Source organism: Pseudomonas sp. P20 (assembly GCF_016463925.1).
Taxonomy (GTDB): Bacteria; Pseudomonadota; Gammaproteobacteria; order Pseudomonadales; family Pseudomonadaceae; genus Pseudomonas; species Pseudomonas aeruginosa.
This window is the reverse complement of the sequence record NZ_JAEMVM010000011.1, coordinates 1-20432: the sequence shown is the minus strand read 5'-3', so window position 1 is coordinate 20432 and position 20432 is coordinate 1. Positions and strand designations below refer to the sequence as shown.

Annotated in this window: 14 protein-coding genes and 5 pseudogenes; 6 read left to right on the top strand and 13 right to left on the bottom strand. The window is 58.6% G+C overall.

The window, feature by feature from the left end; translation table 11 throughout:
• Positions 1-4: 4 nt before the first annotated feature.
• Genes pqsC through pqsA form a run of 3 tightly spaced genes read right to left on the bottom strand, consistent with a single transcriptional unit; the run spans position 5 to position 3442 of the window.
• Entirely contained in the window at positions 5-1051 is a 1047-nt protein-coding gene (pqsC, locus tag JHD77_RS16650; protein ID WP_003108612.1) for a 2-heptyl-4(1H)-quinolone synthase subunit PqsC, read from the bottom strand.
• On the bottom strand, positions 1044-1895 hold the full coding sequence (gene pqsB / locus JHD77_RS16645; protein WP_003108611.1) for a 2-heptyl-4(1H)-quinolone synthase subunit PqsB: 852 nt from the start codon (positions 1893-1895) through the stop codon (positions 1044-1046). Before pqsB ends, pqsC begins: the two co-directional genes overlap by 8 nt.
• Positions 1889-3442 carry an anthranilate--CoA ligase gene (gene pqsA, locus JHD77_RS16640; protein ID WP_003112552.1) on the bottom strand — a complete coding sequence of 518 codons (1554 nt, stop codon included), beginning with the start codon at positions 3440-3442 and terminating at the stop codon, positions 1889-1891. Before pqsA ends, pqsB begins: the two co-directional genes overlap by 7 nt.
• A gap of 557 nt (positions 3443-3999) precedes the next feature.
• On the opposite strand from pqsA, the gene JHD77_RS16635 reads away from it, so the two are divergent.
• The gene (locus JHD77_RS16635) at positions 4000-4521 is read left to right on the top strand and encodes a methylated-DNA--[protein]-cysteine S-methyltransferase (RefSeq protein ID WP_003086236.1); all 522 of its coding nucleotides are present in this window, start codon (positions 4000-4002) and stop codon (positions 4519-4521) included.
• Positions 4522-4600: 79 nt separating this feature from the next.
• Here JHD77_RS16635 and JHD77_RS16630 read toward each other — a convergent pair whose 3' ends face one another.
• The 4 genes from JHD77_RS16630 to JHD77_RS16615 form a co-directional block, all read right to left on the bottom strand.
• Positions 4601-7120 (bottom strand): fimbria/pilus outer membrane usher protein, encoded by a 2520-nt coding sequence (locus JHD77_RS16630; RefSeq protein WP_031755410.1) that lies wholly within the window; start codon positions 7118-7120, stop codon positions 4601-4603.
• Positions 7121-7220: 100 nt separating this feature from the next.
• Positions 7221-7934, bottom strand: coding sequence for a fimbrial biogenesis chaperone (locus JHD77_RS16625; protein WP_003120653.1), 714 nt, complete (start codon positions 7932-7934; stop codon positions 7221-7223).
• A 57-nt stretch (positions 7935-7991) separates the two neighbouring features.
• Positions 7992-8603 (bottom strand): fimbrial protein, encoded by a 612-nt coding sequence (locus JHD77_RS16620; RefSeq protein WP_003163144.1) that lies wholly within the window; start codon positions 8601-8603, stop codon positions 7992-7994.
• Positions 8604-9046: 443 nt separating this feature from the next.
• Positions 9047-9424, bottom strand: a complete 378-nt coding sequence (locus JHD77_RS16615) for an Hpt domain-containing protein (RefSeq protein ID WP_025324792.1) — start codon at positions 9422-9424, stop codon at positions 9047-9049.
• A 598-nt stretch (positions 9425-10022) separates the two neighbouring features.
• Here JHD77_RS16615 and JHD77_RS16610 point away from each other — a divergent pair.
• Together JHD77_RS16610 and JHD77_RS16605 are read left to right on the top strand one after the other, a co-directional pair.
• The gene (locus JHD77_RS16610; protein WP_031755412.1) at positions 10023-10661 is read left to right on the top strand and encodes an NUDIX hydrolase; all 639 of its coding nucleotides are present in this window, start codon (positions 10023-10025) and stop codon (positions 10659-10661) included.
• A 386-nt stretch (positions 10662-11047) separates the two neighbouring features.
• The gene (locus tag JHD77_RS16605; RefSeq protein WP_003108605.1) at positions 11048-11608 is read left to right on the top strand and encodes a hypothetical protein; all 561 of its coding nucleotides are present in this window, start codon (positions 11048-11050) and stop codon (positions 11606-11608) included.
• Positions 11609-11728: 120 nt separating this feature from the next.
• On the opposite strand, the gene JHD77_RS16600 is transcribed toward JHD77_RS16605, so the two are convergent.
• The 4 genes and pseudogenes from JHD77_RS16600 to JHD77_RS16585 form a co-directional block, all read right to left on the bottom strand.
• The gene (locus JHD77_RS16600; RefSeq protein WP_003108604.1) at positions 11729-12133 is read right to left on the bottom strand and encodes an acyl-CoA thioesterase; all 405 of its coding nucleotides are present in this window, start codon (positions 12131-12133) and stop codon (positions 11729-11731) included.
• Positions 12134-12525: 392 nt separating this feature from the next.
• Entirely contained in the window at positions 12526-12939 is a 414-nt protein-coding gene (gene spcU / locus JHD77_RS16595) for a CesT family type III secretion system chaperone SpcU (RefSeq protein ID WP_031755414.1), read from the bottom strand.
• Positions 12936-14999 carry a type III secretion system effector cytotoxin ExoU gene (exoU, locus tag JHD77_RS16590; protein ID WP_003134060.1) on the bottom strand — a complete coding sequence of 688 codons (2064 nt, stop codon included), beginning with the start codon at positions 14997-14999 and terminating at the stop codon, positions 12936-12938. Before exoU ends, spcU begins: the two co-directional genes overlap by 4 nt.
• Positions 15000-15135: 136 nt before the next feature.
• Positions 15136-15759 (bottom strand): annotated as a pseudogene (locus JHD77_RS16585) (integrase core domain-containing protein); the annotation flags it as partial.
• 199 nt (positions 15760-15958) lie between these two features.
• On the opposite strand from JHD77_RS16585, the pseudogene tnpC reads away from it, so the two are divergent.
• A pseudogene (tnpC, locus tag JHD77_RS16580) lies at positions 15959-16966 on the top strand (IS66 family transposase); the annotation flags it as partial.
• 2 nt (positions 16967-16968) lie between these two features.
• On the opposite strand, the pseudogene JHD77_RS16575 reads toward tnpC, so the two are convergent.
• A pseudogene (locus tag JHD77_RS16575) lies at positions 16969-17419 on the bottom strand (GNAT family N-acetyltransferase).
• A 64-nt stretch (positions 17420-17483) separates the two neighbouring features.
• Between JHD77_RS16575 and JHD77_RS32380 the strand changes: the two are divergent.
• Positions 17484-17636, top strand: a pseudogene (locus tag JHD77_RS32380) (DsbA family protein); the annotation flags it as partial.
• On the opposite strand, the gene JHD77_RS16570 reads toward JHD77_RS32380, so the two are convergent.
• Positions 17633-17851 carry a hypothetical protein gene (locus JHD77_RS16570; RefSeq protein ID WP_031755419.1) on the bottom strand — a complete coding sequence of 73 codons (219 nt, stop codon included), beginning with the start codon at positions 17849-17851 and terminating at the stop codon, positions 17633-17635. The pseudogene JHD77_RS32380 and the gene JHD77_RS16570 overlap by 4 nt on opposite strands.
• Positions 17852-19852: 2001 nt before the next feature.
• Here JHD77_RS16570 and JHD77_RS16565 point away from each other — a divergent pair.
• Positions 19853-20432, top strand: a pseudogene (locus tag JHD77_RS16565) (IS3-like element IS222 family transposase); the annotation flags it as partial.

Genomic DNA, 20432 nt, shown 5'->3' with positions numbered 1-20432 from the left:
TGCCTCAGCACACCAGCACCTCGCCCAATTGCCAGACCTGGGCGGCGAACCCCCAGCCAGTGGCTGCGCCGGCCATGACGATACGATCGCCGGGGCGGATCTTGCCCTCGCGCAGGCCGGTCATCAGGGTGTACGGGATGGAAACGGAGATCATCACGCCGGTATCGCCCATCGTCAGTTGGTACTGCTCAGGACGGGCACCGATGCCCTCGGCCCAGGCCTTGACCAGGAACGGCGCTGGCTGGTGGAAGACGAAATAATCGATGTCATCGCTGCCCAGGCCGGCCTTTTCCAACGCCCGGCGCATCGCGATCGGCACGTTGGTCGGAACGAAGCTGGCCATCTTGTTCTGGCCGTCGCTGAACAACGAGAAATACAGCCGCGGCTTGGCCTCGCCGGTCGGGTTTTCCGGCAGGCGCCAGCGACCGGTGGCCACTTCATAGAACGTAGCGTCGCTGTGTTCGGCCGAAGCCAGCAGGTCGCAGCTGTCATCGTCGCCGCGGGTCAGCAGGGCCACCGCGCAGCCATCGGCGAACAGGGTCGAGGTACGCGAGGTGAAGTCGAGCAGGTTGGAGATGTACTCGCTGCACACCACCAGCACTTTCTCGGCCTTACCCTGGCGGATCATGCTCGCTGCCAGGCGCAGGTTGAGCAGGAAGCTGGCGCACTCCATCTGCGAATCCAATGGCAGCGCCCGACTCAGGCCGAGCTGCTTGGACAGCACGTTGGCCATGCGCGGGTAGAGACGTCCGCGCAGGTCCGGCAGGACATCGCCGGCGTCGGTCATGATCGGCGAGGAAGCCGAACAGATCAGCATGTCCACGCTATCCGGCGCGGTATCGCTGCTGCGCAGCAGGCGCTCGGCGGCCCGGACCACCAGGCTGAACTCGTTCTCGCCGTTCCGCGGGTCGAAATAGCCCCGCCGATTGACGCCCCAGAATTGCCACCAGGACTCGCTGAGGTCCGGTACCGCAGCGAACACCGGATCGTCGTTTTCGTAGCTGCGAGCCGGAAGTTCACAGGTGATCGCTGCCAGTTTGACCTTATGCATGAGCTTCTCCCGCCAGTTCCAGGGTCACGCCCTCCACCACCATGCCGAACGGATCGAAGCTGATCAGCAGCAGTTCATCCAGACGGTCGCGCTGTGCCGCGCGCAGTTGCGACGCCAGTTCGAACGGCCCCAGGCAACGACCATCGGGCCGTCCCTGGCCGAACCATTCCTCGCGCACCCAGTTCAGTTGCGGAAAGTCCCCGGCCAGACGGGTGAATCCGGCGCGTACCGCTTCGGGCAATCCAGGTTGGGCCGGCAGGTTGAGGTGTCCCTTGACGTCGCCTACCTGGCGAATATCGGTATTCAGCGGAATGCTCAGCGGCAGCCATTCCTGCGCCGGATCACCGCCCAGCGCACCGCGACGGAACGCGGCCTTGCCGGTCGGCCGGCAGAGCAGCGCCAGGGCGCCGTCGGCAAGGGCGAAGCCGGACTCGCTGTCCACTTCCAATCCCTGGCTGGATTCGCCGCGCACGACCAGGACGTTGCGATAGCCCTGGTCGCTGGCGAGGGTATCGACCACGTAGAGGGCGCGGGCCAGGCTCGAGTCGGTGAGGTCGAAGACATGCGCGCGATTCGCGCCGAGGACCTTCTGCAACGGATGGCCGATCTTCGGCGCCATGATGTCGCGGTTCTCGATCAGATGGTCGGGAGACAGGGCGAGGCCGACGATCAGGTCGATCTCCTCGGGCTTGACCGCCGCCTCGTCCAGGGCTTCGCGAACCGCCGGCAGCAAGCGCTGCATCAGCATCTCGTCGCCCTGGGCGCGAGGGCGTTCGCCTCCCAGCGGCCCCTCCAGACACACATAGGATGGGGGCAGGTTCACCCCCACAGCCTGAATCAACATGCCCGTTCCTCCGGAAGGTTGTCGTGATAAAGGGTGTCGGCCAGGTGGCGCAGCTCGGCGCGCGCCAACTTGCCGTTGTCGTTGCGCGGCAAGGCCGGCAGCACATGCAATTGGCTGGGCAGCATGTGCGAGGGAATCTGTTCGGCGAGATGCTGGTCGATGCGCTGCGCCAGCAGGATCTGGTTGTCGTCCAGCGGAGTGGCCAGGGTGACGAACAGGGTCGGACGCAAGCCGTCGTGCAGCCGGCAGGTAGGAACCAGAACCGCCTCGCTCACTTCCGGCAGATGACGGCAGATCGCCTGCTCGACCTGGGTCGGCACCACCCAGCGGCCATTCACCTTGAACAGATCGTCTTCCCGCCCACAGTGACGGTAGGCACCCGACTCGTCGCGCTCGAACAGGTCGCCGGTGCGGTACCAGCCACCTGCGAAGCGCGCCTGCTGCTCTTCGCTGGCCCGCCAGTAACCCGGACTCAGCCCAGGGCCACGCACCAACAGCACGCCTTGCCGGCCCGCTTCCTCGATAGTGTGTCCTTCGCGGTCCACCAGCCGGCACTCATAGCCAGGCAACGGCAGCCCGGTGCTGTCGGCACGCGCCTGGCCCGGGCGGTTGGCGAGGAACACATGGCCGACCTCGGTAGCCCCGATGCCGTCGCAGATCTCCAGCCCGTGCGCGGCCCAGAATTCGAACTCGCCGCGCGGCAGCGGCGAGCCGGCGGAAAACGCCAGGCGCACGCTGCTCAACAGCTCCCTGGCCTGCGGACGCAGCGAGGCATAGATGGCCGGCACCCCAAACAGGACCCGGGGGCGGAAGGCGACCAGGTTCTCCAGAACCCGCTCCGGGCTCGGCCAGGTATCGTCGAGCAGCGCCGAGGCTCCGCTGAACCAGGGAAAGAACAGGCTGTTGCCCATGCCATAGCCGAAGAACATCTTGGGAATCGAATACAGCCGGTCTCCCGCCTGCAATGCCAGCAACTCCGTAGCGAACGCCCGGCAGAAACCGAGCGTGTTGCGCAGGCTGTGCATCACCCCCTTGGGCGCCCCGGTGGAACCCGAGGTGTATTGCAGGAAACAGGCTGCCGCCGGGTCCTGGCGATGGAAGGCACTCCAATCGAGGTCCGCAGGACCGACCAGCGCGTCCAGCGAGAAATCGTCGAGCAAAGGGCGTCCGGCGGCCGCACGCAGGGTCAACGGCGCCAAAGGACCGCTCAGCGACGGTGCATCGGCTTCACGCACCACCAGGCTGGCCTGGCAGTCGGCAGCGATATCGGCCAGGGCCTGCTCGCGGGACTTGGGATTGATCACGGCGGGAATGGCGCCGACCGCGATGCAGGCCAGGAACAGGCAGGCCAGCGAAGGCGAGTCGTTCAACGCCAGCACCACGCGATCGCCGGGCTTGAGCAGGCGGGCCAGTTGGCTGGCCTGGGAGAGAATGTAGGTCCGGCATTGCAGCCGGCTGAGAGTCTGGCCCCGATAGTGATAAACGGCGGTATCGGGATCGAAATCGAGGCGGAACAGAACCTCGGTCAGGTTGGCCAATGTGGACATGACAGAACGTTCCCTCTTCAGCGATATGCATCCGGATCAGGAGATACCTGAGCCAGAGCGCTTGCTTTGTCAGGAACGGGAAACTAGCGGCGCTGGGCGAAGCGCGATATTCGGAGTCCGAACGAAAAAGTTTCGGGGAGAAGAACCACGGGCTTCGTAGGCCGCGGCAATCGGCGCGATCCAAACCGCGAGAAATTTGGCACACCCACCGGGCTGCGCGGGATCCGAGAACGGCAACCAAGCAAGAAGGGCGGCAGCCTTTTTACGCAAGAGCCCATTGGACAGACAAAAACCGTTACAACCCTTGCTCGAGGCCTCGTCCGAACCCATGAGATGGCAAACCAATGACAACCCACTTTGCTCGGCAAATCGCCTCCCAGATCTCACAGTTCGAGGCGCTCGGCCTGGGCTCCAAGGGGGCGACGGCATGCCTGGAAGCAGGCGGCCATCCATCGGGCCGATAGCGCTCCGCCCCGCCTCGCCTGCCATTTGCAGGCTTCCCTGTTGAAATCCCATTGCGTAGTACACTGGGCGAACCTGCCGAAGAGGACACCTACATGCCCCATAGCTACAGGAAAATGGAATCGCCGGTCGGGACACTGACCCTGGTAGCCAGGGACGATGCCTTTCTGGTCGCGATTCTTTGGCAGCATGAGCGTCCCAACCGAGTACCGCTGGACGAGATGCGGCTCTCCGAGGACAGCTCCCTCCTGGCGGAAACCGAACGCCAGTTGCGGGAATATTTTTCCGGCAAACGTTCCCGGTTCGAACTCCCGCTCGACTTCCAAGGTACCGAATTTCAGAAAAAGGTCTGGTCCGCCCTGCTCACCATTCCATTCGGCGAGACCCGCAGCTATACGGAAATAGCCGTGCAGATCGGCAGCCCCAACGCAGTACGGGCGGTTGGAGCCGCCAACGGACGGAACCCACTGTCCATTGTTGCACCTTGCCATAGGGTGATCGGAGCCTCTGGCGGCCTCACCGGTTTCGCCGGTGGGTTGGCCGCCAAGCAGTGGTTGCTGCGTTTGGAAACCCGAGGCAGGACACCAGACCTGTTGAGCATGATCGAGGACGAGTGAGCTGCCGCTTGCCCTCGCGCCCGGTGTTCACCGGAAAAATCCTCGCCTTTTGACTTGACCCGACTGCAGCGGTGACATTTCAGATCGAGGACCGACGGCAACTGAGCGCAACTCGTTCGTAAGTCAGGTCCTTGTTCCTGGGCGGCAACTGATAGTCGACGGAACAGGAGCCATCGCTCCAGCGAATGGACAGGCGCCCCTGGTCCTCGATACCGAACACCAGCAAACGGGACAGGTTGTCGACCATTCCCACGACCCGCTCTTCCTTGTCGTATGCCTGTGCACCGAAGGGAATCTTTCCTCCAGAGTCCATGCTCAGGTCGAACTGCACCCGCCGACCGGACTCCGCGGAGAAACGCTTGGCGATCACGGCGCCCCGGGTCGGCACGGCCATTTGCGTGCTGTCGCTGATCTCGGTATCGCTTCCAAGGGTATTGGTATCCAGGTTCACCCAGTTGTAACGATAGGGTTGCATGTAGGGGAGCACGGCATAGCCACGGCCGTCGGTGCGAACCGAAGAGTAGCCGTCGAGGCCGACGCCGCCGACCTCCGGAACCTCCACCAGGCCGAACGTTTCCCCCACCGGCTGGCCGAAGGTCACTCCCCCCGAATGCACCACTACCGAACCGCTTGCTCCCAGGTTGATCTGCTTGTTGTCGCGCCCCTGGCTGTAATTGGCGGACAACTTGGCCTTGGACGTGTCCCAACCCAGGCCGACGCTGCCGGAGTTGCCGCCGTCCTTGCTGTAGTTGGCCTGTGCGCTGTAGTTGAACGCATTGGCTTCATCCAGGTATCCGGAGATACCGGTGTTCAGACTCGAATCACCATGCTGTGAACTCACGGCATTGGCATATACCTGACTGGAGCGTGCGCTACCGCCCAAGGGGATGCTGACGGAGGCCGTGAACTGGGTATCGGAGCGCCCGAACGAACCCGTCTCCTGGGTACGGGAAACCGCCAGGCTATAGCTCGCGCGCTTGATGCCGCTGCTGAAGCCGAACTGCACGCGACGGCTGCTGCCGGGGCGATTCCAATATGTGGTTTCGCCCGCCGTGAGATAGAGCGAACTGCGTCGGAACAGCGTCTGGTTCACCGTCAGGTCTATGCGGCTCTTCTGCCGACTGGAACTTGAGCCATAGAGGTAGCTCTCTTCGGACATGTCGTCGATATGCTGGCTGAGAGTACGGTAGCCTTCCGTGGAATAGCGATAGCCCACCACGGTAAAGCTGGTTTCGGTGGCGTTGATGGTCTTGGAATAGAGAAGCCGCAGACTCTGTCCCTGGTTGCGCCCACCCCGCCGCGTGCGGGACTGGCTATGGGTCACGTCCGCAGAAAAACCGCCCAGGGGCGTGTTGAAGCCGAGGCCCAGGTTGGTGGCATTGTACTTCTCCGCAGCGAGCAGGCCGCCAAAGCCGGTAACCCTGTCGGACAAGCCATACACAGCCGACCCCTGGAGCAGGTTGACCGACGGCTGGCCATCATTATGGTACTCACCGGCGGCCAGGCCATAGCGCAGGTTCCCCTTGCGGGTCATGACCGGCAGGTAGGAATAGGACTGCTTGAAGGACCGCTGGCGTCCGTCCGCCTCGATGATCTTGACCTCCAGGTCGCCATTGGAGCCGCTGGGATAGATGTCGGTGATCTCGAACGCACCGGGCGGTACGTTGGTGGAATAGATCACGAAGCCATTCTGGCTCACCTCGACCGTCGCATTGGTTTCAGCGATACCGCGCACCACCGGGGTATAGCTGATCTCGTTGTCGGGCAGCATGCCGATATCGGATTGCAGTTGCACGCCGCGCATACGCACGCTCTCGAAAGCATCCCCCTGAGCGGAGGTATACAACTCGCCGAGGGACAAGGTCCCCTTCAGGGCACGAATGTCACGTTCCACATAGGTACGGCTGCTACTGAACTTGTTGCGCATGCCGGTACCTCCGCTCAGGGAGGAGTCGTTGCGCAGACGCCAGCCAAACAGGTTGAAGCCGTTGCGCAGGCCCAGGTAGCGATAATCGCTGTTCTGGCCAAAGTTGGTGTTGCGCGTGAAGTTGGCCTGGTAGTTGGAAAACAACGCGGTGACACCGTCATCCCAAAGAGAGGGATCCACATAGCCACGCGAGTGCCGCTGTACATACAGCTGTGGAATGCTGACCAGCAGGGAAAGGCTGTTGACGTCGAACTCGATGGATGCACCGGGGATGAGTTCGGCGACATTCAGGGGCGTATTGTTTTCCAGATTATCCGGAATGAGTTTGTCTCGCGTCAGCCGGGCTATATCGACCCCGATCTCCTTGAGCAGCCCTACCCGGACGACCGGACGAACGCTTCCGGTTTCGGGATCGGCACTGAACACGACATCTTCGCGCCGGATCATGATCTGGTTCAAATGAATGTCGACGCTGTAAGTGCCGGGCGACACCGAGTTGCCGTTCTCGAAATACTTCAGTTCAACGGGCGCCCCGCCCTCGTTGTTCAGGAACTCGGCGTTGAATTCCACCGCGAAAGTTACGGCAGGCAAAGCCAATCCCAAGGCCATGAGACAGGAAGACCTGGAATAGACGGACAACTCGAAGTCGAACTTTTTCCTAAATATGGCCACGCGAATATTCCTTGGACTAATTTCCGACAAAACGGAAACACCCATCCATAGGGGAAGTTAAGAGCAGTTCTTCTGCTCTTCTACTCTGCTCTTCTGAGCTTCAGTCGGATAAGGAGCTGGAATGTTTATCGAGTCCGCCATAGTCATTTACGCTCTGGAACTCGACATTTCCAGAAACGCCGGATGGAGTTCCCTTGATTTCGAATCGGCGACTCGACTTCGGCGCGACCATGTCGGCATCAACAACATAGTAGGCATTGCCAGCTTTTAATTTCACGCTGGCCAAAGAGACATGAAACGCAGTATCGTTGGAAACTTCGACAACCGACTTTCCACCCTGACGGACAAGACGCCAGTTCAACTTTCCAGGCGCTTCGGCGGAAGTTCCCGACAAGTTATCGGGGCGGTAGAAGACCTTGATACGCTGGCGCAAAGCTATCTGCAACGTATTAGCCGAGGCAGATTTTTGCGGAATTTCCTGGACGTTCAGGCGGAATACGGATTCCCTGTCGCTCGGCAAGCCTTCCCCTTGAAACAGGATACGCAGGGTTTGCTGCTTGTTGCCTCCCAAACGACTGAGGGCAGGCGTGATGACAAACGGAACCTCACGTTTATCTGCCCCATTATCAGCCTCTACCCAGGATTGAATCATCACGTCCTTGGAAGCCTGGTTCCTGACCAGGATCGCAGCCTCCTTGGCAGGCGCCTGCAGAACGACCCGGGTTCCTCCCAGTGTGATTCCCGCATTGGCCAGGGTGGAAAAAAGCAAAAGGATGCCACCCCAGATAACTCTGGAAGAAAATGGATATTTCATGATGAACTCGCACCTCATGGAACGGGGTATATACATACCCCGCCCACGTAGCAGAACTTAGTTGTATTCCAGGGTGAACGGCAGGGAGCCGTTGGCACTACCAGCCGTAGGAGCTACGGAGCCGGATTTGACATAAGCGGCACGCAGATTCAGCTTGGCACTGTAGACAGTGATGTCATTGCCTTCGCCATCTTTTTGTACCTTGGAATCCAGGGGAGCATCGATGGTCTCGTTCGCCGACAGGTTCAGCAGCTTGCCATCGGATCCATAGATACCGATGCCGACACCGGTGGCGGTGCCGACGGTTTTCAGCAGGCTCTCATTGTTCGGGTCAATAGTGCTCCCAGACATCGGGTTGAACTTCAGCTTGACGGTGGTCAGGCCGGTACCGGTCTTGCCACAGTCCAGGTTCAGGTTCAGGCTGGTACCACCGGCGATGCTGCCGCCCGCGGTGCCGCCCAGCGAGTCGATGCTGATCTTGCCAAGGTTTACGTCGATGGTCTGGTTGCCCGCAGCACCGCCAACGGTGGTGCCGGCACCACCAGTGATGCTGCAAGCGGCCGCGGTGATTTCACCTTTGAAATTGATGGTGCCGTCTGCCGCCATGGCATTGCCGACGACCAGGCTGGCTACTGCGGCAGCCAGAATGCTTTTCATGGAAATGGACACGATTGAGCTTCCTTTTGACAGTGAAAGTGTTGCGATTTTTGAACTCTATAAGAGCCAGCAACATTCTCCGAAAAGCCGAATAGAACGACAACGAAGCACTTCCCAGGCAATCGTGTGAAATCTCCCCAGTGCTTGTATGAAGTTTCCTACAAGCGGAAAAAACCTCGTAGTTAAAAACTCTCCGACACCATAAGCCCGCTACCACTAATAGCCAAACAAAATGAACGATCCGAAAGAAGCGCATCAGCTTCGATAGCGCCTCTTATATAGAAAAATGAAAAACCAAGACAAACCAAAGCAAACCCAGCAGGCTCCCAATTATCCCATTACCCCAGCAGCAGGCGCGGAGCTTACGGGAACGGGAAATCCATGCTGGTGAATAGATGCGATTCAGGTTATGGAGAAACCTGAACAGCTTCTGAAACCTCTACCTGGTCCGATCTCTAGAGCTTTGCCAATTCGGTTGAGATACTGATTTCGAACGCACTTAGTCTGCCTTCCAATGAAGAGGCCAGATTGGCTATCCGCTCGGAAGACTCCGATGGGTTCTGGCAAGCCTTTTCAAGGCAGGAACAAGACTCGACCAATAGGCTGCTGCCCACCACCCTCGCAGCCCCTTTTATCCTGTGCGCAAGTTCGGCCACTCCTTGCAGGTCTGCGAGTTCAAGCAATTCCGCCAACCGAGTACGATCATCCCGACTGCTGGCCAATAAAGTTTCCAGCAACCGCTGCAATGCAGCCGGCTCGCCGCCGGTAATGGCCTCCAGCGAACGAATGTCGAAAAGACTTTCCATCGGCGATTCCGAACCAAGCTCTTTCATACAGACTCCATCGATATGCTTAAAGGAAGGTCACTGCGCGTTGCGCTGTCCCGCCTGCGGGACTCCAGGCATCCGTAGAACGACAAGGCCGTACATGCCGTCCGGGCCAGTTATCCGCAAGCAGCATAAGGGAATTGCCTCCGCCTCTGCCGTCCAAACAGGGGAGCATCGCTTGTTGCGTCTCCTCGAACGGACCCAAACGGCCCTGGAAACGCTCATGGCCGGCACGGAGTCTACCTTTGCCAGCCGACCGCAGCCGGCCCGACCGCTCGTTTCGGGGAGGGAAACTCCTACGGTAAGTCTGTGCGAAGAGGCGTCATCGGTTGCGACCGCCTGACGGTTCGAAGCGAACCTGGCAGTGGAGCCATCGCTGCGACACGCGAACCTGGGTTACGCGCATGTGTTGGAAAGCGACGGTCGCAACCAGGGTTTGATGGACCACTATTGGCGTGCACAGGCATACGAGGAAGACGCAGGGAACACCTGGTTGAAAACCAGTTCTACAGATCATCGAGCAGCGAGGGGTCTATCTATGGCACAACCATTGGACGGCTCGCACGACGCGGACCACCCGAAGGCCGAAAAAACGGAAGGAAAGGTGCCATCGGTCAGCGATCCCAGGGCGCTTGCCCATCTTCTGGAATTGATACTGTCCACCGCCCAGGCCGGTCTCGCCTTCTCCAAGGACCGCTTCGACATCGGACGCTTTCGCGCGCTCCAGCATGCCGTCGCCGAATTCATCGCCAGCGACCAGGGGGTAGCGTACGAACGGGTCGAGAACTGGATCGCCCTGGACAGCCACTACCCGACCCCGAAACTGGACGTCCGTGCGTTGATCCTCGACTCGCAACAGCGGGTCCTGCTGGTCCGCGAGGCCTCGGATGGTTGCCGGACCCTACCAGGCGGCTGGTGCGACGTAAACGAGTCGCCGGCAGATGCGGTAGTTCGCGAAACCCAGGAAGAAAGCGGACTGGAAGTTCGAGCGATACGCCTGTTGGCATTGCTGGACAAGCACAAGCATCCCCACCCTCCCCAACTGCCGCATGCGTTGAAAGCCTTCTTCTTCTGCCACGTCACCGGTGGCAGGCTTCAGCAACAAACGGACGAAACGTCGGCGGCCGAGTACTTCCCGGTGGACGCCTTGCCGCCGCTTTCCGAGCACCGGGTACTGGCCTCGCAGATCCAGATGTTATGGCAGCGAATCCGCGCAGGAACACCAGAGGCGCTTTTCGACTAGGCCACAGACCTCATGGAATCATCGCGCGGCAGACGGCCTTCCCCCAACGGCGTCCAGCAGGCGCACCCGGCAGATCGACCGACCAGCCGATGAGCGCCTGCCGCCCTCCCCCATCGCCGGCAGCTTGACGCCGCCAACAGCGGTGCAGCGTGCCTTCCGAGCAGTAAAGCCAGCCCGTCGTTCTCGCTCGAATGCGTGCCGGAGCGCACCCGAGGCGTCAGCCGCCCGACCATCCCGAACGTGCCGATAGAGCAAGCTCCGAGCGAGTTTCCCCCGCTTCGTCCATAGCTCATCCGTGCTAGTCGACCCTCACCTTGGGATGCACCTATGATTCGTCCCTTGGATGACCCTCCGCGGTCGGGAACAAGACATTCAAGGACGAACTCATGGGCAAACCATTCCTTCATGCTCGGCGCTGGCTGCTGCCGCTCGCCTTCATCTGCACGGCAACGACTGCGGTCGCCGAAAGCACCGGCGACTACTGGATCGTCTACGGCAAGGGCGAACGCTACAACAACGAGGTATTCGTCGCCAACGCCACCGGCATCTTGCAGCAACCCAAAGGTATCCAGTCGGCGCAGATCATCCAGCTATTCGAAGACCGGTCGATGCCGACGCTGACGGCCTACGAGGTCCAGTTCAAGTGCAAGGAGCGCAGGGTTCGCTTCGACAACGCGCGCGCCATGCGCCGCATCGACAACGTCATCACCAACGTGAAAACCGTCGACGGCTGGATCGACCCGGAGAAATACGATTATTGGCTGCAACGCTCGTTCGCCTTCGTCTGCGCCCCGGCCATCCGCGACAACAACCAGATGTTGCCGCTGGGCAAGATGCCCATTGCGCGCATGGTGCAGACCGTCCAGGCAATGTTCGTCGAACTGCAGGGCGTCCAGGCCAAGAAACAGACCATGCGCGATCTGGATGCGATGCTCGGCAACGAGTAGAAATGAAGGAAGGCGGCTTGCCGCCCTCCTCCGGAGCGCCACGGAGCAGGTCAGCGGCATGCCGCTCGCAGCGTCCTGCCGGCCGTAGCCAGCGCCGCGACGAATAGCCAGAATGTGTCTCTATGCGAGGAGCGCGCGGAGCTGCGCGGGGACTTCCATGACTTCGCGGGTATCCGGGGAGACACAGACCTGCGTCAGACTCGCAGTGAACGCCACCACGTCCGGCGAAAGACGTCCTTCGACTGAAAACGAGAAAGAATGCGTCCCCACGTTCGACACACCCACTCGCAGCGTGAGTTCGTCGTCCCAGGTGACCGGATGCAGGAATTCCAGGGAGAACGCTCTCGCCGGGGGAAGAATCCTGAAACCCAGGAGGGTTCTGAGCCCCGGGCCTCCCAGCCAGACCCCGAGCGCCTCCTGCACCGCTTCCAGCACGAAGTATGAAAAACGTGGCGTATAGACGATCCCTTCGGGATCACAGTCGCCAAACAGTACCGTTCTTTTTATGAAAACCGGGGTCGGCATCGCGTCACTAATCCAGTCGCGAGGAAAGGAGCTTCACTCTATGAAAGTCCAGGCCCACTGACAAATCCTCGGATAGCCATGCACCTGTTCACCAGGCTGCATGGAAACAGACTGGCAGGCACACGAATGTGGGCCAGTGCCGATATAACTGGCGAAAGCACGAAACCAGCCGCTCGTTCTGGCGCGCTGTGGATCAGATATCCGGACTCCAGAAACAGAAAAGCCCACCTCGAGGGCCTCGGCTCGTTGAACCAGGATGGGGCTCGGTAGAAATGGTGTTGGCACGACAACTCATTGCAGCATGAACAGATAGGCCACCTTCGGGTGGCCCATCTATTAGAGAAATTACCAACTGCGGATTTTATTGGCAGTATCGCTCCTTCCCCTTGCGTTCAAACGAACACTAACGCGCTGGTTTGTATCTGAGCTGGAACCAACTCACCCGTGGGCTCTAGCAATGGCACTAATCGTGAATGTCCTTCCCGCAGCCTATCGTGCAAGCGGTTCAGTGCATCCACATCGTCAAAGCCATCACGTGCCTCAGCCCAGAGCACAAGTCTACCGGCATCGTCCGCCGCAAGTTTCACCGGTGCCAAGGATGAGAATGGAGAGTTCACTTGTAACAATTGCAAGATCACACCCAGCGGTAACCCTGAAGGCACAAGTCCCAACTCGACGACGAAAAGCCAACCGCCCTCGAGGCGCTCCATAACCAGTTCCGGTCCCTCTGCCGGTTGCAGCCGCAACGTGGCATCGTTGCTCGAGGGAAGTCTCAAGCCCCACTGTGCCAGCCATGTATCAATCATGTGAACTCCTTATTCCGCCAAGCCTTAGCCATCTCAACGGTAGTCGAACTCAAGGGTTTGCCGAAACGCAGGAAGCCTCGTGCCGAGTAGTTGTCGACGATATCGTTCAGCGCTTGATTGATTTCCGCCGGACTGGTGGCATGCCGTAGCTGCTCCTCCGCCCGACGTAACAGAGCTACGTTGGAATCCGGCTGGCCAGGGCGATACAGAGAGGGGAAGATAACTTCCTTACGAATGTTCTCGGCAATAACCGCCACTTTGCGGCGCTGCGCCTCTGCTAACGCAGCGGCGAGCACCGGCGACTGCACCGTCTGCCCGCGCATGGCATCGAGTAACTGCTGATGATCAACGTTATCAGCATGGTTCAACTCAGCTGCCAACCATGCTAGGCGTTCCGGAGTATCTGCCAGCGCATCGAGTCGCTGAAGAGCGGAGCGCATAGCCTCGTCCAACTTGAGCCTACCCGCCAAGCCATTGGCGCTAACGATAGCGACAGTCAGCTCGGTGAACGCATCCCGCGCCTTCTGGCGAAAAGCCACCGCCCCGTCTGTGATCTCCGGGTTCTGTTGAGCAACACTGGTGAGCATACTGTCATCAAGTGCCAGCAGCGCCTCGTCGAGAGAAGCGAAGGTATGACGCTCTGAAGCCTGAAGACGTTTCTCCAGATGTTCACCGACTCGCTCCTGGAGGCGCTCCTGAAGATGCGCCTTGATCTCGTCCGGCATGGTGAAGTTCAAGGTGCCACCGAGCATGCCACTGAAATCACCGCGCTCGCTCTTCAACGGCACCACAACGGTTTGCTCGCGCAATTCCTCCAGGCCCTCGAGCTGCAGCATTTCGCGCGCCTGCAGGGCAGGCACCCCGACGACCCAGCCCTTGAGCGCGCCGCCCCTAGTACCTCGGTCGGGCGCTACCTCCCCAGCTTCGCCCTCGAACTCAAGGATCAGGTTGTCGTTGCGCCGCAGTGGCCCGCTGTCAAAATTCTTGTCGATCATCTCAGGGACCGGCACGTTAATCATCACCCCGCCATCCTGGAATTCTGTCCACTCTACGCCGGCCTGGTACGGCTGATCACTCAAGCTGACCTTCTGGAACACTCCTGGGAAGGAACCGGAGATATGTGCCGCCTGGGCGACCTCCAGATCCGGTGTGTGGCTGGCATTGAACACCACTAATTGCGGACGCCCCTCGAACATGGCCGTACCTGTGATGTTCAGCGTCTTAATCTGGGGAATGTAAGCACTCAACCGATCTAGATCGCCAAAGGTGACTCCGGAGCCGGACTGCAATCTGCTGGCGATGGCGGCAACGGTCGGCTGGCGTGCAACCTCTGGATGCGTAGCGATCTGTCCGAGCACGGCCTTGCGTGTCTCGTCGCGCAATAGGCGTTCTAGGGGCTCAGCCCGCGAATCTATGCGTGGGAGTACATTGAGCAGCAACTCAGAGAAGCCGCCGATCTTGTTGCCCAAGCCCTTTTTCAGCGATGCGCCGATCTCGCTGCTAATGTGTTGGAACAGCTTCAGCTTCTTGTTCGAGCTGTCGAGCAGCGAAATAAGATCCATCTTGTCGGAAAGGGTCTTGAACGCCGCCGGGCTCATACCTGAGGCCAAAAGGGCGGCGGTGATGCCGCCAGCGGACGAACCGGACATGCTGCGGATGCCATCGAGCATGCCTTTCTCTTCTAGCGCCAGCATTGCTCCCGGGTATGCCGCACCTTTGGCACCACCGCCGCTTAGGACCAGACTGGTCAATGGTGGCCGACTGAGCTGTAGCTCGGTGACTCCGTTCTCAAACTGGCGCAGAGTGATCTGCCGCGGCCCTGCCGAGTCAGTCAGAGTACGGGACTCCCCTTGCCCTTGGGGACTGCTGAAACGCACGTCGCTAACGCTTTCCGGCAACTTCCCGGAAAGTATTCCCGGCGTGCTCTTTAGGGCAACCCCGAGACCTTGCCCTGAAGGTTCCTGACGCAAGCTGGCGGACTTATGCGCTGCCTGCGACGGGGTTTCGACAGGCTCCTGATTCAGCGAGGAGGCAGTAGCCCCCAACGATTGGATATGCATGTTCGCTCCTTGAAATACCGAGGGTTCGGAGCAAATATTAGGAAAACCGGCCATAAGGTTTTGCCAGTTTCGGACGTTTTTTTATCAGTTCGGACTGGCCTGCCCCCAGTTTTAGTACCGCTGCCTAGTTAGTAGGCTATGGGGTTGATATCAACTTTTCCCGCTTCAGCTGCTGCTGGTTGGTTCGCCACTTCGCAGCAAGCTCTGCCGGGGAGAGATTGCCAATGGCGCTGTGTGGTCGGTGCTCGTTGTAATCCCGCCAAGCCGCGATACGGATTCTGGCTTCGACCAGCGAGCAGTGCTCATTGAGGCATTCGCCCCGGAACTTGCCGTTGAATGACTCGATGAAGGCGCTCTGCGTGGGCTGGCCAGGCTGAATCAGCTTCAACTTGATGTCACGCTGACAGGCCCACTGATCAAGCGCCTTGCCGGTGAACTCGGGGCCCTGGTCGGTGCGGATCGCCTGCGGGTAGCCACGAAACCGCGCCATCTCGTCCAGCGCCCGCGTGACACGAAAACCGCTGATACCGTACTCCACCAAGATGTCGACCGACACCTTGGTGAAGTCATCGACCACCGTCAGGCATTTGATCCGTCGCCCAGTGCTGAGCGCGTCGAAGACGAAATCCATCGACAAGACCTGGTTCGGTGCGCTCGACAGGCTCAGGCGTTCGCGCGCCACCGCGACCCTCCGCCGCCTCACCATCAAGCCGGCGGCTCGGTACAGCCGGTAAATCCGCTTGTGGTTGACCTGCACGCCACAGCAGGATGTGCAGGCGGCGTTAGCTACAGCGTCGATACTCCTGGGCCAGTTCCACCAGTTGGGCGTGCAGCTCGGTCGGTACACTAGCCTCGACCCGCTTGAGGAAGTCGAGAAGAACGCTTCTGCACTGCCGTCTCCTGCTTGGAAAACGGACTCTACTAAGTTCAGCGTGGTACTGAAATCGGGGGGCAGGTCAATCGACAAAGGTATCCCGACCGCAGGTTTGTTGGCCCACGTGATGGTGGCCAAGTTTGCCGATCACTTGCCGCTGTACCGGCAGGAGAAAATCTTTGGCCGCGCCGGGCTGGCAATTGCTCGCTCGACCCTGGCGCAGTGGGTCGGACAAACCGGCGTGCGGCTTCAGCCACTGGTCGATGCACTGCGTGAAGCCGTGCTGAACCAGGGCGTGATCCACGCTGATGAAACACCGGTGCAAATGCTTGCGCCAGGCGAGAAGAAAACCCACCGGGCCTATGTCTGGGCGTACAGCACGACGCCGTTTTCAGGGCTCAAAGCGGTGGTTTACGACTTCAGCCCAAGCCGTGCTGGCGAACATGCGCGCAACTTCCTGGGTGACTGGAACGGCAAGCTGGTCTGCGACGACTTCGCTGGCTACAAAGCCGGTTTCGAACAAGGCATCACTGAAATCGGCTGCATGGCCCACGCCCGGCGCAAGTTCTTTGATTTGCACGTGGCGAACAAAAGTCAGCTGGCTGAACAGGCCCTGCACTCGATCAGCGGCTTGTACGAGGTCGAACGTCAGGCGCGGGACATGAGTGATGAAGAGCGCTGGCGAATACGACAAGAATTGGCGGTGCCGATCCTCAAAAAACTGCATGACTGGATGTTGGCTCAGCGAGACCTGGTGCCCAATGGATCAGCCACGGCCAAAGCCCTCGATTACAGCCTGAAACGCTGGGTAGCGCTGACGCGCTACCTGGACGATGGGGCTGTGCCCATCGATAACAATCAGGTCGAGAACCAAATACGGCCATGGGCGCTCGGGCGTTCGAACTGGCTGTTTGCCGGGTCGCTGCGCAGTGGTAAACGGGCGGCTGCAATCATGAGCCTGATCCAGTCGGCGCGTATGAATGGGCATGATCCGTATGCCTATCTCAAAGATGTGCTGACGCGGCTGCCCACGCAGCGGGCCAGTGAGATCACTGATTTGTTGCCGCATAAGTGGGTAAATAGTCTGGAATAATCCTACAGCCGCTTCTCCATAACGATGGTGCGCTCCGCCCCATGAAACTCGTCGCGGATTTTCTGATAACCCAATGCGGTATAAAACCTTTCAGCTGTAATCGACGATGGCACACGTACAGCTCCAACTCCTGCGCTGGCAGCAGTTGTATGAATGACATCCATCAAATGCCGCCCGATACCGCCTTTCTGGTGAGCTGGGTCAACGAAAACACTTCTGACGACGTCACCGTCGAGACCGGCAGTGCCAATAATTGTTTTCGCCCAATAAGGCTACGAAGACCCTACGCTTCGTAAGCTGTGTGGTGATGGCTTCAGGAGAAAAGCTCTGCTCAACCTGAGCGATCACATCAGGCGGATAGTCCTGTGAATTTGACTCACGCAGGGCGGCTATAACTACGCGGCTTATCGCTGCTGCATCTCTGCTCGTGGCGGGACGAACGTGGCATTCCATGCTGAGACCTCAATCCTAAAGGATTACAGCTTAGCGCATCGCAATGTGCCTTCCCCGGACGCTTACGAACATCGACACCGCACAGTCGAAGGGCATTACAGCGACCCCGACCCTCGTCACCCGGGACAACCAGACGGGACGAAGCGTGAAGCTTGAAGGCATGGCCGACGAGACCACGTTGCTGTCGGCGATAGACTGGCTAGCCAAGGATCTCTAGCGTCGCGCCAAGAGACTCTTGGCTAAGAAATCGGCGAGGATTCCAACATCCCTCTTTTGGGCCTCCAGGATGCCCTGCACTTCACCTGGCAGAACCTCGACCTCCTCCCCATCCACAATCTTTACCATTCTCTTGCGGCCGGAGCTGGTGAGGCTAAACCTCAACTCCATCGCCGGCCGGGCATTGATGTAAATGCTCTCGAGCAAGCGTTCCATGACTTCGACCACTCCTTAATATCAGTTAGCCATCTCCATACAGGGATTATGCCCTCTAGGGCATGAGGGAGTCACCCCTAACGCTGCAAGCAGCAGTTCTGGATACGGCCGGGCTGATGGTTTCCTGCTGCCCCATCGCAAGCGATCCTGTCTGCTGTCTATTCCTTCCTCGAACCGGTACAAGCCCGCACCTCTTCATCACTTCCCCAAATGGGCCACCACGCCCCCTGGCTATCGGCTTACTCTTAGTACTACTCACTAGCGTGTGCCTGACCTAACCAAGACTACAAAACGATAGGCGGTTCATCTTTCCTCATAACTTGAGGTTACTATTGAGTCTCATCCAACCCTCAGGGTTAAGGAGATTGGAATGCTTATTAAAATTCTTCGAATTATATTCTTGTTGCCTATAGTTGGTTTGGCACAGCAGGCTGCTGCCTCCCCGCCCGCAGAGTCACACTCGGATGAACAATCTGAATCTTCGTGTATCGATGTCCAAGTCAATGGAGCACGTAGCCTGTCTTATAACTGCATGGCTCAGCAAATGACTCCACCCAAAGAGGATCCTCGGCGTCGGAACCCTACCTTGAACTCCACATTAGCGTCTGAACGCGCCACTCGCCTGCCACCCACACAGACAGGACTTTTTACCAGCCTTCATCAACGTGCCATATCGAACTCGAAAGACTAGCCCTCAGCCAAACGACTTCCAGCCTATGCAGGGCACTCTATAGAGTGCCCTGCAGCACATTCACAAGCTGAACACCTTGAAATAAAATCCTACTAAGGCGCACCCTTAGTTCAAAACCACATTTATTATTCCTGACACATTCTGGACCTCGCCATACACTGCCCGCCCATCACGATAACTGTAGCTCATTATCACTGGAATCGTTGTTTTGAATGCAGTGCAACTGTAGTTTACAACAACAGATCCGCCATATGGCTCAACACCCAATTGAATGTCGGTCGGGCCGACCCATGACACATTACACCCTTGAGATGAATTCCCGGGGGTATTGTAACCAACACATCGTAGATCTGATGTTCCCCTGCTAACACCGTCTGGATAGAAATTGGCATAACGTGGAGCATAAAGATTTGCCCGGCAAGATGTTGTAAACTTCCTATCTCCGCTGGCGGAAACAGTGACCGCTCCTGGTGAAGGCATTGCCGAAATGATCATCCTTTGCAGAGGAGGGAGTGTAGGCGCTCTTTGACTCGACTTCATATTACTTGGAAGAATCGAACAAACTACAACATCTTCAACATCCACACCCTTTGAGACTTCCCCTAGACTTGTTATTTCAACTCCACCCTGCGCCCGACATATCTCACTTCCATCATTTGAGCCCTCATCAGCACACGCGAAATTGCTAGCCACCAAAAGCACAATCGACATAACAAGTGATTTTTTCATTTTCAAAAAGACCTCTCCAGGCTAAAAATTATTCATTCAGTGAATACCCAGCTCATTGGGCGGCTTTCGTATCAGCTTCTCTGATTCAAGAACACGACCTTCAATTGGATCGCAGTTCAGCCGATTCAACCTCACACTCCCCTCTTCATTATCATTAACTCCGGAAAGCTTTTGCTCTCTCTCAAAGCAGTGCTGCCCAATCTCATCCGATCCACCTCCACCACCGACACACCCATAGATAAGAGCAATTAAAGAAAATAGAGAGAAGTACCTATATCCGACCCAACCACCCATCTTCATACCGCAAGAAAAATACAACATTTGCGTCACACCTTTGTAATTCTAAATAGTTACCCTTCACCTAGAAAAACCCTACCCCCAATTTCGCTTCAATTCTGTTTCAGAAGACAACAACTATCTAATTTACTAGCAGGAATCTCAGCGCAGCCTTCCTGCCTCTTAGCAACAAAAATAACTGTTTCGGCAGCGACTGCTCAGTCCGCGCAAACACCTGAGTGTAGTGGTCTACTGATCCCGGACACCGATTTAGGCGAGAATCCTCGCCCTGAGAGAGGTGTCTGATGAGCAAGCAACGACGTACATTTTCCGCCGAGTTCAAGCGAGAGGCCGCCGCCCTGGTGCTGGACCAGGGCTACAGCCATATCGAGGCCTGCCGTTCGCTGGGGGTGGTGGATTCGGCCTTGCGCCGTTGGGTGAAACAGCTCCAGGCGGAACGCCAAGGCGTGACCCCGAAGAGCAAGGCGCTGACGCCCGAACAGCAGAAGATCCAGGAACTGGAAGCCCGGATCAACCGGCTGGAGCGGGAGAAAGCGATCCTAAAAAAGGCTACCGCTCTCTTGATGTCGGACGAACTCGATCGTACGCGCTGATAGACCAGTTGAGTGAGCAGGAATCGGTGGAAGTGGTCTGTTCAGCTTTCGATGTGGCGCGGTCTTGCTACTACGTCCACCGTCTTCGACGTCGTCGGGTCGATGCTCGTCGCATTGTGCTACGCAGCCAGGTCAACCAGTTGTTCAGCCAGAGTCGGGGCTCGGCCGGCAGCCGCAGCATTCTGGGCATGCTGCGCGAAGAGGGCGTGACCATCGGCCGTTTCCGAGTGCGTAGGTTGATGCGTGAGCTGGGCCTGGTCAGCAAGCAACC